The 16,393-nt window shown below is 44.1% G+C and carries 11 protein-coding genes; 10 read left to right on the plus strand and 1 reads right to left on the minus strand.

The window, feature by feature from the left end; genetic code table 11:
* Nucleotides 1-13: 13 nt before the first annotated feature.
* The 10 genes from DW182_RS05685 (at nucleotide 14) to DW182_RS05730 (ending at nucleotide 15,536) form a co-directional block, all read left to right on the plus strand.
* Nucleotides 14-2,659, plus strand: coding sequence for a hypothetical protein (locus DW182_RS05685; protein WP_370449796.1), 2,646 nt, complete (start codon nucleotides 14-16; stop codon nucleotides 2,657-2,659).
* A 29-nt stretch (nucleotides 2,660-2,688) separates the two neighbouring features.
* Nucleotides 2,689-5,112: a glycoside hydrolase N-terminal domain-containing protein gene (locus DW182_RS05690; protein WP_118294937.1), complete on the plus strand. Its 2,424-nt coding sequence runs from the start codon at nucleotides 2,689-2,691 to the stop codon at nucleotides 5,110-5,112.
* Nucleotides 5,113-5,921: 809 nt separating this feature from the next.
* Nucleotides 5,922-6,875 carry a PorP/SprF family type IX secretion system membrane protein gene (locus DW182_RS05695; protein WP_118294938.1) on the plus strand — a complete coding sequence of 318 codons (954 nt, stop codon included), beginning with the start codon at nucleotides 5,922-5,924 and terminating at the stop codon, nucleotides 6,873-6,875.
* A 15-nt stretch (nucleotides 6,876-6,890) separates the two neighbouring features.
* Nucleotides 6,891-8,348: an SUMF1/EgtB/PvdO family nonheme iron enzyme gene (locus DW182_RS05700; RefSeq protein ID WP_118294939.1), complete on the plus strand. Its 1,458-nt coding sequence runs from the start codon at nucleotides 6,891-6,893 to the stop codon at nucleotides 8,346-8,348.
* 20 nt (nucleotides 8,349-8,368) lie between these two features.
* Complete coding sequence (gldL, locus tag DW182_RS05705; RefSeq protein ID WP_118294940.1) at nucleotides 8,369-9,079, plus strand: gliding motility protein GldL; 711 nt, start codon at nucleotides 8,369-8,371, stop codon at nucleotides 9,077-9,079.
* Nucleotides 9,080-9,150: 71 nt separating this feature from the next.
* The gene (gene gldM / locus DW182_RS05710) at nucleotides 9,151-10,716 is read left to right on the plus strand and encodes a gliding motility protein GldM (RefSeq protein ID WP_118294941.1); all 1,566 of its coding nucleotides are present in this window, start codon (nucleotides 9,151-9,153) and stop codon (nucleotides 10,714-10,716) included.
* A 32-nt stretch (nucleotides 10,717-10,748) separates the two neighbouring features.
* Entirely contained in the window at nucleotides 10,749-11,768 is a 1,020-nt protein-coding gene (gene gldN / locus DW182_RS05715) for a gliding motility protein GldN (RefSeq protein WP_118294994.1), read from the plus strand.
* Nucleotides 11,769-11,843: 75 nt separating this feature from the next.
* Nucleotides 11,844-12,404, plus strand: coding sequence for a porin family protein (locus tag DW182_RS05720; RefSeq protein ID WP_118294942.1), 561 nt, complete (start codon nucleotides 11,844-11,846; stop codon nucleotides 12,402-12,404).
* An 81-nt stretch (nucleotides 12,405-12,485) separates the two neighbouring features.
* Entirely contained in the window at nucleotides 12,486-14,957 is a 2,472-nt protein-coding gene (gene priA, locus DW182_RS05725) for a primosomal protein N' (RefSeq protein ID WP_118294943.1), read from the plus strand.
* A gap of 99 nt (nucleotides 14,958-15,056) precedes the next feature.
* Nucleotides 15,057-15,536 (plus strand): low molecular weight protein-tyrosine-phosphatase, encoded by a 480-nt coding sequence (locus tag DW182_RS05730; protein ID WP_118294944.1) that lies wholly within the window; start codon nucleotides 15,057-15,059, stop codon nucleotides 15,534-15,536.
* 80 nt (nucleotides 15,537-15,616) lie between these two features.
* On the opposite strand, the gene DW182_RS05735 is transcribed toward DW182_RS05730, so the two are convergent.
* Entirely contained in the window at nucleotides 15,617-16,390 is a 774-nt protein-coding gene (locus DW182_RS05735; protein WP_118294945.1) for a hypothetical protein, read from the minus strand.
* Between the last annotated feature and the right edge of the window lie 3 nt (nucleotides 16,391-16,393).

Raw genomic sequence — 16,393 nt, forward strand, 5'->3', positions numbered from 1 at the left:
AAGGAGCATGGTTATGATTAAAAGGATATGGATCATTTTTTTGTTTCAGGTGATGGCAGGTTCTTTATGGGCTATACATCCCCATATTTATGTGTCTGATTCGGACAAGGCAGCTATAAAGGAAAAAATCTCCGGTCAGGCTTGGGCAAAGGAAGCTTTTGAACGTATAAAACATAAGATAGACCCCTATGTGGAGCGTCATCAGTCAGAACCGGAATGGATTGTTTCCCGGCTTGCAATGTATTGGAAAGAGGGAGAAAGATATACGCAATGTTATCTGAAAAAAGAAACGTGGGATTATGGGGAAGGCAATGCCCCTGTGCCTACTGTTCGTATGCCCGGAATGCGTACCTGGAATAAATATTATAATGTTCCTTTAGAAGAGCGTTCCCCTTATAATGAAACGGGAGACATGTGGGGAGTGAACCGTGCCGACCCGTCAGCTCCCAAAGTGCTGGTTCCGTATAAGGAATCCGGGCACATGATACGCTCCAACAATGTGGAGATTCTTACGCTGGCGGAGGAGGCTTCTTTTCTGTACTGGCTGACGGAAGAAGAAAAATATGCTCGTTTTGCAACGGATATTTTCAACGCTTGGTTGTTGGGAACTTACTATATGAATCCTATATTGGATCCCGGACAATCTTCCAAAGGGAAAGGGGGATATGAGCCGGGAGGAATCTGCGGATACTATGATTATGAGCAGATTCATGACGACTTGGCTCTGCACGCTGCTATGGTTTATGATTTTACGTACGACTATTTGCTTGCGCATCCACATCCTCATCTTCAAGCGATAGGAAAAGAAATGACTGAAGTTGCGGGAACGGTATTCAAGCGTTTTATCGATATAGGTTTTGTGCGGGGTGGAAAAACCGGAAACTGGAATGTGAACGGTTGGAATATGCTGTTGCGCCCTATATTGGCACTGGAAGAGAATGAGGCATATCCTGATGGAAAAGGACGTTCATATTATCTGCATTATCTTACTACGGAATCTACTCCTTATCACGATGCGATTCCCGATATTTTGAAAAGTTATGATTCTGTAACCGGATTGTGGCCGGAGTCACCCGGATATTCTTTCGGAACAATAAGTATGTTGCTTGACTTTGCTACTTTACTGAGAAGAAACGGGATTGATATCATTGCCGATAATCCGGTTTTGCAGAAAGCCGCACTTGCCGTTTTTCCCTGGATGGATGATAGAGCTAATATGATTGTCTTCGGAGACAGCCGGGGAGGACCAGCTAATTTCGGAACATTCGAACATTTACTAACCTATTATTTGCAAATGGGAGATACAGATAACGCTTCACGCGTAGCCGCTGCCCTGAACATGGGAATCTCTACTGGTAATTATCAACGTCATTCTGCCGACTGGACACATCTTTGCACTTATGTCGCTGCTATCCCGGAGAGTGGGAAGATTGATTCGGAGCGTACATCCTATTCGCCCCATCACCGGCTTATTACCATGAAGAGTGAACCGTCAGAGGAAAATCTTATGGCAGTTTTGCATGGTGGACGTAAGGGGTATCATCTCACTCCTAATGGCTTGGCTCTTCAATTGTATGGCTTTGGCTATGCATTGGCTCCGGATGCGGCCGGATATGAATCTTATTGGAGCAAAGATCAGGTGTATCATCAGTCTCCAACGGGCAGTAATACTATTTTGCCCGGCTATACGGAAGGGGAGGTAACTGTTCGCGCTATGGAGCCTCGTGTAAATGACGGGAGTTTTGTGAATGCTCAGTCGCTGAATCCATATATCAATATGGCAGATATGGAGGCGGCAGAGAAACGAAGGGTAGTAGCTATGATAAAAACAGCTCCGGACAAAGGGTACTATGTTGATATATTCCGTTCGGACCAGGCAGATAATGATTATTTGTTTCATAATGTCGGAAAGGCTTTGAGATTTGAAACTACCGCCGGACAATTACTTCCATTGACTTCGGTTGATCGTTTTGAAACTACTTATCATAGGGGGTATGACTGGTTCAAGAACTTGCGCAGGGTTTCCTGTACGAATGATTTCAAGGCAATTTGGGAAATCACTTCCGGTGAACAACCTATGTCGGTGCAAATGTGGATGTTGGGGGCAGATGGACGCGAACTTTATAGTATGGAAGCCCCTTACACGACTTTACAAAAAGGCTTAACCCCTGATGATGTGAGTATGGCACCTGCTTTTACTCCCACTTTGATGGTACGGCAAACTGATAATAATGCATGGGATTCGCCTTTTGCTGCTGTCTTTGAAGCTGCAAGAGGGAGCGCTTCAGTAATAGGAGTGGAGAAGTTGAAGATGGATAGAGCGGTAGCTGCACTTTGTGTGGAGTCGGAGGGTAAGCGCAAGGACTATATTCTTAGTGCTACATCTCCGGATGCAGTTTTCTCTTCAGGCAAGCATCTGGCTTTTCAGGGAACCTTTGGTCTTATAACAGAATGGCCGGATGGAATAGAGCAAATCTATATGATAGACGGGCGGAGAATAGAAAAGGGAAAGTATGCCATAGAGGCATCAAAACCTGTTTCTGTTTCTGTCTATCGGAAAGGGAACGAATGGTTCTATTCTTCTACCGGAAAAGCAACCATAAAATTAGGGAAGAAAGTATATTGGGTTGAGGCGGGATATCACCAGCCTTTGAAGTGATAATAAGAAAATAGTAGTGAGGTGTTTTTATGAGATATAGCAAAATCTTTTTCTTATTTATTGTAATGGTGTATTCGTTGGCTGTGTCTGCCGACGACTTGAAACTCTGGTATAGCCAGCCTGCCAAAACGTGGACTGAGGCATTACCGCTTGGCAACTCCCGTTTGGGAGTCATGGTATTTGGTGGCGCAGATAATGAGGAATTACAGTTAAACGAGGAAACCATCTGGGGAGGTGGCCCTCATCGGAATGATAATCCGAAAGCATTGCAGGTATTGCCTCAAATCAGGCAACTTGTTTTTGAAGGTCGTTACCAGGAAGCACAGGATTTAGTATCCCGGAATTTCGAGACTCCCCGGAATGGAATGCCTTATCAGACGATTGGCAGTCTGATGCTACACTTTCCGGAACATGAGTCTGCTACGGACTATTACCGGGATCTGGATATTGAGAAAGCTGTGGCTACTGTCCGCTATAAGGTGGGGGAGGTGACATATACCAGAGAAGTATTTTCTTCTTTTGTAGATGATGTGGTTGTTGTACGGCTTACGGCAGATAAACCGAAGAGCCTTTCATTTACAGCTTTGTTTCAGTCGCCTTTGGAACATGAGGTGAAAAGTTGGAACAAAAGACTGGTGCTGACAGCTAAAGGAAAAGAACATGAAGGTGTTCCGGGAGCTATTCGTACAGAAACGCAGGTTGAAGCAAAGAATGAAGGGGGGCGTGTCGTCGTAAAAGGAGAATCGCTTCGGGTGGAAGGTGCTGATGCGGTTACACTCTATATATCTTCCGCTACCAATTTTGTCAACTATAAGAATGTGAGTGGAAACGCTCATAAAAAGGCTGCGGCTTATTTGGATGCTGCCCGTAAGAAACCATATAAGCAAGCTAAAACAGAACATATTGCTTCTTACCGACAGCAGTTTGACAGGGTTAAACTGGATTTAGGTACTTCTGACACTGCAACTCAGGAAACACATATACGGGTTAAGCATTTCAATGAAGGAAATGATGTCTCTCTGGCTACTTTACTTTTTCAATATGGTCGTTATCTGCTTATTTCTTCTTCGCAACCCGGAGGGCAGCCTGCTAATTTGCAAGGCATCTGGAATAAGGACCTTTTGGCTCCGTGGGACGGCAAATATACGGTCAATATCAATCTGCAAATGAATTACTGGCCGGCAGAAGTCACTAATTTGAGTGAATGTCATTTGCCATTGATGCAGATGCTGAAAGAATTGTCGGAAAGTGGAAAAGAAACGGCTCATTCAATGTATGGTTGCAGAGGATGGGTGCTCCATCATAATACTGATATCTGGCGTTGTACGGGTATGGTTGATCGAGCCTTTTGGGGAATGTGGCCGAATGGTGGTGCCTGGCTATGTCAACACTTATGGCAGCATTATTTGTATACGGGAGATAAGGCTTTCTTAAAGGAGGTTTTCCCTGTCATGAAAGGTGCGGCTGATTTCTTCCTTGATTTTCTGGTGGTGCATCCCAAGTATGGCTGGATGGTGACTTGTCCTTCCAATTCTCCGGAACATGGTCCGGAAGGTGATGAGAAGACAAATGCTTCTTCTACTATTGCAGGTTGCACGATGGATAATCAGATTGTGTTCGATTTGTTTGCAAACACGTTAGAGGCTTGTCGGATATTGGAAAAAGAGGAGGTGTATGCGGATACTTTGCAGCAGATGATCGGGCGTTTGGCACCCATGCAGATAGGGCGATATAATCAGTTACAGGAATGGTTGGAAGATGTGGATAATCCGAATGACAAGCATCGCCATATTTCACATGCGTATGGTCTGTATCCCGGTAATCAGATTTCACCCTATGGGCACCCTTTGCTGTTTCAGGCGGTAAAAAACACATTATTACAACGTGGTGATGAGGCTACAGGCTGGTCGATAGGTTGGAAGATAAACCTGTGGGCACGTTTGTTGGATGGCAATCATGCGTTTAGAATCATTAATAATTTATTTCAGGGACGTATTTACCCTAACTTGTTCGATGCGCATCCACCTTTTCAGATAGACGGTAATTTTGGATATACGGCAGGGGTTGCTGAAATGTTATTGCAAAGTCATGATGGTGCGGTACATTTGCTACCAGCGTTGCCGGATGCATGGGCAAAAGGTTCGGTAGAGGGCTTGGTGGCTCGTGGAGGTTTTGTGGTAAATATGGACTGGGGTTCCGGACAGTTGTTGAAAGCCAGAATATCTTCTCGTCTGGGTGGAAATTTGAGATTGCGTTCTTATGTTCCGTTGAGGGGAGAGGGGCTGAAGCTTGCAGAAGGTGAGAATAAAAATGTCTTTTATCAGCCGGCAGATATAAAAGAACCTTTGGTGTCTGAGGAGATTCATGCGGAATATCCAATTCTTAATAAGGTATACGAATATGATTTGATGACAGAAGAAGGAGGTGAGTATTTTATTGTGAGAGGTATATGAGAAAACTTAGGAAGTAGATTGCTGTTTATTGACTCTTTGTAGAATAATCAGAAAATTCAAGATTCCTTGCATACAAGAAGTTAGGAGTTTGTCGACAAGAAGTTGATTCCTTGTCGGCAAACTCTTAACTTCTTGTTGACAGAAAATTACTGTTTTATAAGTGGTTGATTAATAGTGATATTCTTTTCTAAATGTAGAAATTCATTGTACGGAATTTACTTATTGTTATTTATGTTTATCTTTACGAAGATAGTATTTGCTTGGTAACGGTAAAGCAAATGAAGATGTACCGGAATTCGATTAAGCGGAGAACGGAAGAAGTTCTTTCAGCTTTCAGCCATCACTTGTCATCACGTGGTATTCTCTGTATAGATAGCTAAAAATAGCGTTTTGTATAGGGAAATCTTCCTGCCATAGAGTATGGTACACGGCGTTTTGAAAAAGACCGACTCCAGTTGTTCGATTGAACAACTGGAGTCGGTTGATTAACCCACTGGAGTCATTCAATCGAACAACTCCAGTGGGTTAATTGAATAATTAGGCTTTGCAGTTATTAATATATACCTTCAAGGTGTCAAGACACAAGCGTTAAGGTGTATTGTTCTCGTGGAATGCAATGGATAATGAAAGGAACAGCTAAGGATAATCCTGAAAGCACTTTCCTGCCCTTCAGGTGGAAGATTCAGCCGGAATACCTATGAACAGGGTGATGCTGAAAGATGAAAGAATGTTGAACCATACTCTTTGCCTTCTTATTTTTTAGCTTCCGCCTTGCACAATTTTTTCTTGTTTTATCAGTTCTTATATTGATGAGATACTGTTTTATCCTGAAATATACAATCTTGCTGTGCCTCTTCCTCTGCATGGCAGAAGTACGGGCACAGTTTGATGCGCGCTTTAGTCAATACTGGGCGGTGCCGGGCTATTATCATCCCGGCTGGGCAGGACAGACGGATAATAAACTGAACATCTATGGTTCGTACGGCATGCAACTGATGGGCTTCACCCGTGCTCCGCGGGTGATGTATTTCGGTGCGGATATGCCTTTTACCCTGTTCAAGAAACAGCAGGGTGCCGGTGTGGGCTTTTTTAATGAAGCTATCGGTCTGTTCCGCAACCAACGCTTCTGGGGACAGTATGCCTATCAGATGAAAATCCGTAAAGGTAAGCTGGGCATTGGCTTGCAGGTAGGTATGCTGAACATTTCTTTTGACCCTTCCGATATTAATCTTGGTGATGAAACAGACGATGAGGCTTTCCCCACTACGGCAGAGAGCGGTACGGCCGTGGATATCGGCCTGGGAGCTTATTATTCACATCCCAAATTTTATGCAGCCTTTTCCGCCCATCACCTGACGGCTCCCAGCATCTCCCTAGGAGAAAAAAGCCAAATTAAAATACATCCTATCGTTTATTTGACAGGTGGATACAATATTCAGACACGTAATCCGTTAATTTCCATACAGCCTTCGATACAATTGCAAAGTGATTTTACTTCTACACGGTTGGATGTAACAGGGCAGTTGTTTTATAGCTATCGTTCCAAAGTACTCAACGGGGGATTGACTTACTCGCCCGATACTTCGGTGACATTCAATATAGGATTGACTGTGCAAGGGGTAACGCTGGGATATGCCTATGAATGTTTCACTTCCAAGATAGGTGCAGCGAGCGGTAGCCACGATCTGGTGGTGAGGTATGCATTGGATTTGAATGTGTTTAAGAAAAACCGGAACTTGCATAAAAGCGTACGGATTTTGTAAGAGAATATACGAACAATGGGAAAGAATAAAGGAATGAAAACAATTCATGCGTGGTACGGGGCGGCTTTGTTGCTGTTCGGTTCGCTGATTTCGTGCATGGGAACAGTAGGTAACAGTTCCATGAGAGGTGGCGAGGTAATAGGAGCCAGTGCTGTAGCATGGAACGAACCTGCACCTTATGGCATGGTGTTGGTGAAACGCGGTTCGGTAAAAATGGGTCCCGATAAGCAAGATAGTTTGTGGGGAACAATCGTTCCTTCACGGGAAATTTCGGTAGAATCTTTCTGGATGGATGATACGGAAGTGACGATTGCTGAATATAAGCAGTTTGTCAACTGGGTGCGCGACTCCATTATCCGCGAGCGCCTGGCAGATCCTGCATATGGCGGCAATGAATTGTATAAGATAGAAGAAGACCGGGAAGGGAACCCAATCAAACCTTATTTGAATTGGTCGAAGCCTATCCCGTGGAAGCGGGCGACAGAGGATGAGCAGATGGCCATTGAAAGTGTATATAAGCATCATCCCATTGATGGTACGCTGATGCTGGATGGAGCACAACTGAATTATTATTATGAAATTTATGACTATACCGAGGCAGCTAAGCGTCGTAACCGTTTGAACCCTGTCAAGCGTGTCAAGAACACAGATGTCCAGGTGAATCCGGAAGAAGTAATCATGATAACAAAAGATACAGCATATATTGATGATGAAGGACGAATTGTAAATCGTACTATAACCCGTCCGTTATCCAGTGAATGGGACTTTCTGAACAGTTATATCGTGAATATTTATCCCGATACAACCTGCTGGGTGAATGATTTTCCCAATGCCAATAATGAACAATACATGCGTTTGTATTTCAATCATCCCAGCTATAACGAACATCCGGTAGTAGGTGTCAGTTGGGAACAGGCCAATGCATTCTGTGCATGGCGTACCAACTATTTACTTGCGGGACTGCGTGGACAGGCGAAGTATATTCAACGTTATCGCTTGCCGACTGAAGCGGAGTGGGAATTTGCCGCACGCGGAAGGGAAGACAATAAATATCCCTGGAAAGACAGCGAAGAAACCAAAGATGACCGTGGGTGTTACAATGCGAACTATAAACCCGGCAAGGGTAACTATACCAAGGACGGTAACCTGATTTCAACCCGGGTGGGGGCTTATTCTCCTAACTCAAACGGGCTCTACGATATGGCGGGTAATGTTGCAGAATGGACATCAACGGCATATACTGAGTCGGGAGTTCTGCAGGCAAACGATATCAATCCGGATATCCAGTATAATGCCGCACCGGAAGATCCGTATGCGTTGAAGAAAAAAGTGGTTCGTGGAGGTTCGTGGAAGGACGTGAATGCATTCATCCGTTCGGATGCCCGGGCGTCCGAATATCAGAATGAGCAACGTTCGTATATCGGTTTCCGTTGTGTGCGTACGCAGGTGGGATATAATAAGAAGGGGAAATGATAAGATGCTAAAATGGTAAAATGATGGAGAAAGATACTGTAAACAAGAAAAGGGACTTCGGGCAAAAGTTGCAGGACTTTATGGCGAGTTATCGTGGCAAGGTCATAATGAACTATGCCTATAGCTGGGGAGCTGCTATCGTTATTGCAGGTACCTTGTTTAAACTGACGCATTTGCCAGGTGCCAATCTGATGCTTTGGATCGGTATGGGAACAGAAGTGCTGGTGTTCTTTATTTCTGCATTCGACTTGCCAAACAGGCAGACTGGTACAGCTGCAGGCGGAGTGATAGTTGCTGGTGACGGAGGGACGGGTAGTGCAGATGTTAATCAGACTGTATCGCAAGAAAGAAGACAGGTTTCTGTTTCAGGGCAGCCTGTAGCGGTGACTGTAGGAGCTGCTAATAATTTATCCGGAACTCCTGCTCCGGCTTTTACTTCTGAAATGGAAGAAACCACACAGGCTTATATCGCTCAACTGAAAGAAATGACCGAAATGCTTTCGCACTTCACCGCACAAGCAGAGTCGTTGTCGCATGATGCCGAGCAAATGAGTGCACTGAACCGTAATCTTGCAGGCATCAATGCCATTTATGAAATGCAGCTTCGCAGTGCCAGCACTCAGATCAATACTATCGACCAAGTACATGAGCAGACCCGTAAGATGGCTCGTCAGATTGAAGAACTAAATGCAGTCTATGCACGTATGTTGCAGGCTGTACAAGTGAAGTGAAGGTGATAAGGTGTCCCCTTCGTCACGCCACCAAATTGTAATTTGTAATACGTAATTTGTAATTTATAAAAATGCATACTAATCCGGATTCTCCGCGTCAGAAGATGATAAACCTGATGTATATCGTCTTGATGGCGTTGTTGGCACTTAATGTTTCATCAGATGTGCTGAATGGCTTTTCATTGGTAGATGAAAGCCTTTCCCGTACAACGGCGAACTCGACTGTGCAAAACCAATCGTTATATGATGGGCTTGCGGGTGCCAATAAACGTAATCCGGAGAAAGTGGGACCCTGGTTTGAGAGAGCGGTACATGTGAAAAATATGTCTGATTCGCTCTATGCTTACGTTGATGAATTGAAATTGCGTATTGTGAAGGAAGCGGATGGAAAAGACGGTGATATTACCAATATATCCAATAGAGAAGATTTGGAAGCAGCTTCTTTCGTAATGCTTGCTCCCGGTAGAGGGCAAGGAAAAGAGCTGTTCAATCGAATTAATCAATATAGGAGTGAAATACTGGCTTTTGTTACTGATCCGGTGCAGCAGAAGATTATCCGTGATAACCTGAGTACTGAGGTTCCACATAAAGCATCGGCAGCTGGGAAGAACTGGCAGGAGTATATTTTTGAAAATACTCCGGTAGCTGCTGCTGTCACGTTATTAACCAAATTGCAAAGTGATGTACGTTATGCCGAAGGTGAAGTCTTGCACTTGCTGACACAGAATACCGATGTACAAGATGTGCGCGTAAACCAACTTCAGGCTTATGTGATTCCTACCTCTCAGAATGTGGTGCGTGGGGGGACGTATAGTGCGCGGGTTATTTTGGCCGCTGTAGATTCTACACAACGCCCGTCCATCTATATAGCCGGAAAGAAACAGCCGGATAATGCCGAAGGTTGGTTCGAAACTGTTTGTAATCGTACAGGGGAATTTTCTTTAGATGGTTATCTGGAATTGGCACAGGGTAATGGAGAAGTGCTTCGCAGAGAGTTTTCCCAAAAATATACGGTGGTGGAGCCTACTGCTACGGTATCTGCTACTATGATGAATGTGCTTTATGCCGGATATGATAATCCTATCAGCATCTCCGTTCCCGGGGTACCGGCAGGACAGGTGCAGGCAAGTATTGTAAGTGGGAATGGTACATTGGCCCGCACGGGTAGTGGATATATTGCTCACCCTACAGCTATAGGCAAGGATGTAGTGATTCGTGTGATGGCATCTGTGGGTGGACGTACGCAATCAATGGGAGATTACACTTACCGTGTACGCCAATTGCCTGATCCGTCACCCTTTATTGAGTATACGGAAGATGGGACGCCGAAGCGTTATCGTGGTGGCCGTGGATTGTCCAAGGCTATCTTGATGAATACTCCTGGTATTGTTGCTGCCATTGATGATGGGCTACTGAATATTAATTTCCGGGTATTGGGCTTTGAAGCTGTTTTCTTTGATAATATGGGGAATGCCGTGCCGGAAGTGTCTTCGGGAGCTTCGTTCTCTACACGTCAGAAGGATATGTTCCGTCGCTTGTCACGGGGTAAACGTTTCTATATTTCCCGGGTACGTGCAGTGGGACCGGATGGGGTAGAACGTCTACTGCCTACTACGTTAGAAGTAATTGTGAATTGAAATTAGAAATCGACTATAAAAGGTATAAGACTATGAAACTTTCCTTGAAACTCATAATAGCTGTCACTCTGTGTGTATCGAACCTCTCAGTAGGGTGGGCACAAAGGCAATATCCCGGTTCGCCGGGATTACCGGACGATGTGGTATGGATGCGTGAAATCTACCGTACGCTGGATTTGACGAAGGATACCAATGGTGCTTTGTACTATCCGGTGGAACCGCAGGGGAATAAAATGAATCTTTTCACAACGATGTTCCGTTTGCTGGCACAGAAGAAAATACCGGCTTATGAGTATCAGCTGGATGGTACGGAACGTTTTCAGAAAGATGCTGAGGTGACTTTTCGTGATGTGTTGGATCGTTTCCAGATCTATTATGAATTGAAGAAGGTGGCAAATCGCCGTGATAGCGTTGTATCTATCAGTAACAGTGACATACCTTCGGCAGATGTATTAAGCTATTTCATAAAAGAAGTCTGGTATTTTGATCAGCGCACTTCTACCTATGGTTCGGTGATAACGGCCATTTGTCCGGTATTGCATCGATCGGAAGAGTTCAGTTTGGAAAAGACTAAATTCCCTATGTTCTGGGTAAACTATCAAGATCTGGTTCCTCATTTAATGCAGTCTAAGATATCTGTTAGCAATTATAACAATGCAGCAAACAGTACTTGGGATGACTTCTTTGCAGCGCGTTTATATAAAGGTGATATTTATAAAACTACGAATTTGCAAAACCGTACCTTATCGCAATACTGTCCCACAGATAGTGCTATGGTGAAAGAGCAGAAAAGGATTGAAAAGGAACTGGCTGATTTTGAGAATTCATTGTACGGTAAGGATCTCGTAGAGGAGACAGATTCGGTTTCTGCAGTTTCGGGGACAAAAATTGTAAAGGCGAATTCCAAAAAGAAAGGACGTGACAATACTGTTACGATTAGAAGTAAATCTTCTTCCTCTTCTAAGGCTAAATCTTCTTCTGGTAAGTCTCAGTCGGTATCTAAGCGTGAGGCAGCTGCTCCAAAGGCATCAGTGCGACGACAACGTCGTTGAACAAAAATGAATCTATTTTGTTCTTTTTAAGAATTAATCCATATATTTGTTCCGATAATTTAAACAAAAAGAATTATGAAGAAGATTTTTAGTGCTTTCATTATAGCTGTATGCTGCATGTTTATGGCTATGCCTGCCCAGGCACAGCTCCTTAAATGGGGTGTAAAAGGTGGTGTGAACTTGACAAAGATAGACTGGGATGGAGGATTCAAAGGAAATAAAGATAACTCGACTGGTTTCTTTATTGGTCCGATGGCTGAAATCACAATTCCTATTGTAGGTCTGGGTGTTGATGGTGCTTTGCTATTCTCGCAAAGAGGTAAAAGTGACGTAAAACAAACCGGAGTGGAAGTTCCCGTTAATCTGAAATATACGATTGGATTGGGTAGCTTGCTGGGTATTTATTTTGCTGCCGGTCCTGATTTCTTTTTTGATTTCGACAAGAAAGATAATGTTGACCGGAAGAAAACTCAGGTAGGACTTAACTTGGGAGTCGGCGTGAAGCTGATTAAGCATTTACAGGTGGGTGTGAACTATCAGTTCCCGATGGGCGATAGTTTTACCTGGAAAAAAGCAGGCGATGCTATTGGTGCTAAAAACAAGACTTGGCAAGTATCTGCCGCTTATCTTTTCTAAGAAGAGAAATATTTATCATATAAATAGCGTTGCTGATTTTGATTGGCAACGCTATTTTTTTGTCGTATCTTTGCCGCCGCGATGAAGAAATTTGTAGATGTCATATTGCCTTTGCCTTTGCCCCGTTGCTTCACCTATTCGCTGCCTGAAGAATGGGCGGATGAGGTACAGATGGGCTGCCGGGTGGTAGTTCCGTTCGGACGAAAGAAATACTATACAGCAATAGTGCGTAATGTGCATTATTGTGAACCGATGGATTATGAGGTAAAAGAAGTCTCTACATTACTGGATGCCCGCCCGATTCTATTGCCGGAACAATTCAAGTTCTGGGAGTGGCTGGCTGATTACTATCTCTGTACACAAGGGGATGTTTATAAAGCTGCTTTGCCTTCCGGCTTGAAACTGGAAAGTGAGACGATGGTAGAGTACAATCCGGATTTCGAATCGGAGTTCCGTCTGCCGGAACGGGAACAGAAGATATTGGATTTACTTTCTGCAGAACCCGAACAGTGTGTCACCAAGTTGGAAAAAGACACTGGACTCAAGAATATACTTCCTGTTATCAAATCCTTGCTGGATAAGGAGGCTATCTTTGTGAAAGAAGAACTGCGCCGGACTTATAAACCCAAGACTGAAACGCGCGTAAGACTGACAGACGAGATGCGGAATGAAAAACGTCTGCAGGAACTCTTTGATGAACTGGCACGTGCTCCGAAGCAACTGGATTTACTGATGAAATACATTGAACTGTCCGGCATTCTGGGAGGGGATGGTCTGAAGAGCTTTCCTAAAGAAGTCACAAAGAAAGAGCTTTTGCTGCGGGCATCTGCTTCACCAGCAGTGTTTAATGGTTTGGTAGATAAGCATATCTTTGAAGTCTATCAGCAGGAAATAGGACGACTGCACGCTGTTGTGCGCGATACTCTTCCCATCAATCCGTTGAATGAACATCAACAGGCGGCACACGATGAGATTGTGCAATGCTTTCAATCCAAAAATGTATGCTTGCTGCATGGTGTGACTGCCAGTGGAAAAACAGAAATCTATATACACTTGATTGAAGAAGCCATCCGGCAAGGAAAACAGGTATTGTATCTTTTGCCGGAAATAGCTCTTACCACTCAGATTACAGAACGTCTGCAACGGGTGTTTGGAGATCGTTTGGGTATTTACCATTCTAAGTTTCCCGATGCAGAACGCGTAGAAATTTGGCAAAAGCAACTGATGGAAAAAGGATATGATATTATTCTGGGAGTCCGTTCCTCTGTTTTCTTGCCTTTCCGCAATCTGGGGTTGGTGATTGTGGATGAGGAACATGAGAATACCTATAAACAACAAGACCCTGCTCCCCGCTATCATGCCCGGAATGCAGCGATTATACTGGCATCCATGTATGGCGCCAAGACTTTGCTGGGTACGGCAACTCCCTCTATTGAGACGTGGCATAATGCTTCTTCCGGAAAGTATGGACTGGTGGAGCTGAAAGAACGATATAAAGAAATGCAGTTGCCTGAGATTATTCCGGTGGACATACACGAATTACATCGTAAAAAACGTATGAATGGGCCGTTTTCTCCATTACTACTTCAATATATTCATGAAACTCTGGCGCAGAAAGAACAGGTTATCTTGTTCCAGAACCGGCGTGGCTTTGCTCCGATGATTGAATGTAATACATGTGGATGGGTGCCGAAGTGCAAGAATTGTGATGTGAGCCTGACGTTTCATAAAGGATTGAACCAGTTGACTTGCCATTATTGCGGTTATACGTATCAGCTGCCTCGTATATGCCCTGCTTGTGAAGGGACCGACTTGCGCAATCGAGGGTTTGGAACAGAGAAGATAGAAGATGATATTAAAGCTTTGTTTCCGGAAGCTACTGTTGCACGCATGGATCTGGATACTACCCGTACCCGTTCAGCTTACGAACGTATCATTGCAGATTTCGAACAAGGGAAAACTGATATATTGATAGGCACGCAAATGGTTTCTAAAGGATTGGACTTCGACCATGTCAGCGTGGTAGGTATTCTGAATGCAGATACTATGTTGAATTATCCGGATTTCCGTTCGTACGAACGTGCTTTCCAACTGATGGCGCAGGTTTCCGGACGTGCCGGACGAAAGAATAAGCGGGGACGTGTTATTTTGCAGACGAAGAGTATCGATCACCCTATTATAGATCAGGTCATTCACAATGACTTTGAACAAATGGTAGCCGGACAACTTGCTGAGCGGCAGATATTTCACTATCCACCATATTACCGCCTGGTGTATGTTTATCTGAAAAACCGCAACGAGCAACTGCTTGACTTGATGGCACAGACCATGTCAGGCAAGTTGCGTGCAGTCTTTGGTAACCGTGTGCTGGGTCCGGATAAACCGCCTGTTGCCCGGATACAAACCTTATTTATCCGGAAGATTATTGTCAAGATAGAGTATAATGCTCCGATGGCTCGCGCCCGTGAACTGTTGGTACAGGTTCAGAAAGAGATGGTGTCGGAGGATCGTTTTAAATCTTTGATTGTCTATTATGATGTAGATCCGATGTAGCGGGGAAATATTTTTCCCCAGTTGGAAAAAACATTTTTCCAGTTGGGAAAATAAAACACCCATTTGTACCAAGTTTAATGATTACTAAATAATGTGTTTATGAAACCTTGTAAAATACTGTTTGTTTGCCTCGGTAATATTTGCCGTTCTTCCTCTGCAGAAGGTGTGATGAAACATTTGTTGGAAGAATCCGGACTGGGGAATGAGTTTGTGGTAGACTCTGCCGGTATCTCCTCTTATCATCAGGGTGAATTACCTGATAGCCGGATGCGTGCCCATGCTATTCGTCGCGGTTACGAGCTCACACATCGTTCGCGCTCCGTGCGAACGGAAGATTTCTATAATTTCGATTTGATTATCGGGATGGACGACCGAAATATTGATGACTTGAAAGATCGTGCCCCTTCTCCGGAAGAATGGAAGAAGATACACCTTATGACGGAATACTGTACCCGCTTTACGCATGCCGACCACGTGCCCGATCCATATTATGGTGGAGCCGAAGGGTTTGAGTATGTGCTCGATCTATTGGAGGATGCTTGCGCAGGATTGTTGGAGCGTATTTCGCAAAGTAACTAATACTAATTCTTTTCTTAGTAATAGATAGATGCCGGAGCTGTGGATGCTAATTCGTTCCGAGTGTAATCCATAGCGCTTACTTAGTGAAAAATCTGTTTATCCTGATAGAATCTCTTATCTTCATTCAGGCTACATGTGGCATCTACACCTGCACTTTGCAGAGTCTCAGCAATGTCATTCAGTGTTCGCCGGGATACCCTGCCTATGTAGTAAAGACGATAGTGATAATCTTTATCCAATATTTCCATCACATGCGTGAAAGCCTGTTCACGTGCAAAGTCAAAGTTGACTTTAAGTATCTTTTCGTAGGGATACACTATTTCACGCCCTACACTATATATTCTGAGACTTTTATTGTCTACCTTCAGATAGCAAAAGCGTGTCATCAACATGTGCATGAAATAGATACTCAGACCGAACGAAATGATGCCCAGAAAATATGCCCACCAGCTTCCGAATGCAATAGCCTGATATCCCAATATCATGAACGTGATGAAAAGCACTAAGAAATAAAACATATAGAGTGACGGGCGCTGATAGGTAGTCGCCGGAATTTCCGCCGCTGTCCGTTCCCGCGAGATAGAATTATCAAAAGGTATGTTTTGCGAAACCAGATAGCGGATAATAGATGATGGCTTCTGGAACGGGCGAACATAAAAAGCCTTTTGGTTACCCTGTTTCAGGTGTAATGTCAAGATGCCCGCACCATATTTATCTTTGACCTTCAGGTCGTTTTTGCGTGGAACCTCGCGAAAACGCTTCATGAAACTGAAACTCTGGATGTCATGCAGCCGGACGCCTTTGTGTTGCAGAAGGCTTTCGGTACGTTTTTGGTCTTGGGCAGTTGCTTTCATATT

It is taken from the genome of Bacteroides sp. AM16-24, from assembly GCF_003471885.1.
Lineage (GTDB): Bacteria > Bacteroidota > Bacteroidia > Bacteroidales > Bacteroidaceae > Bacteroides.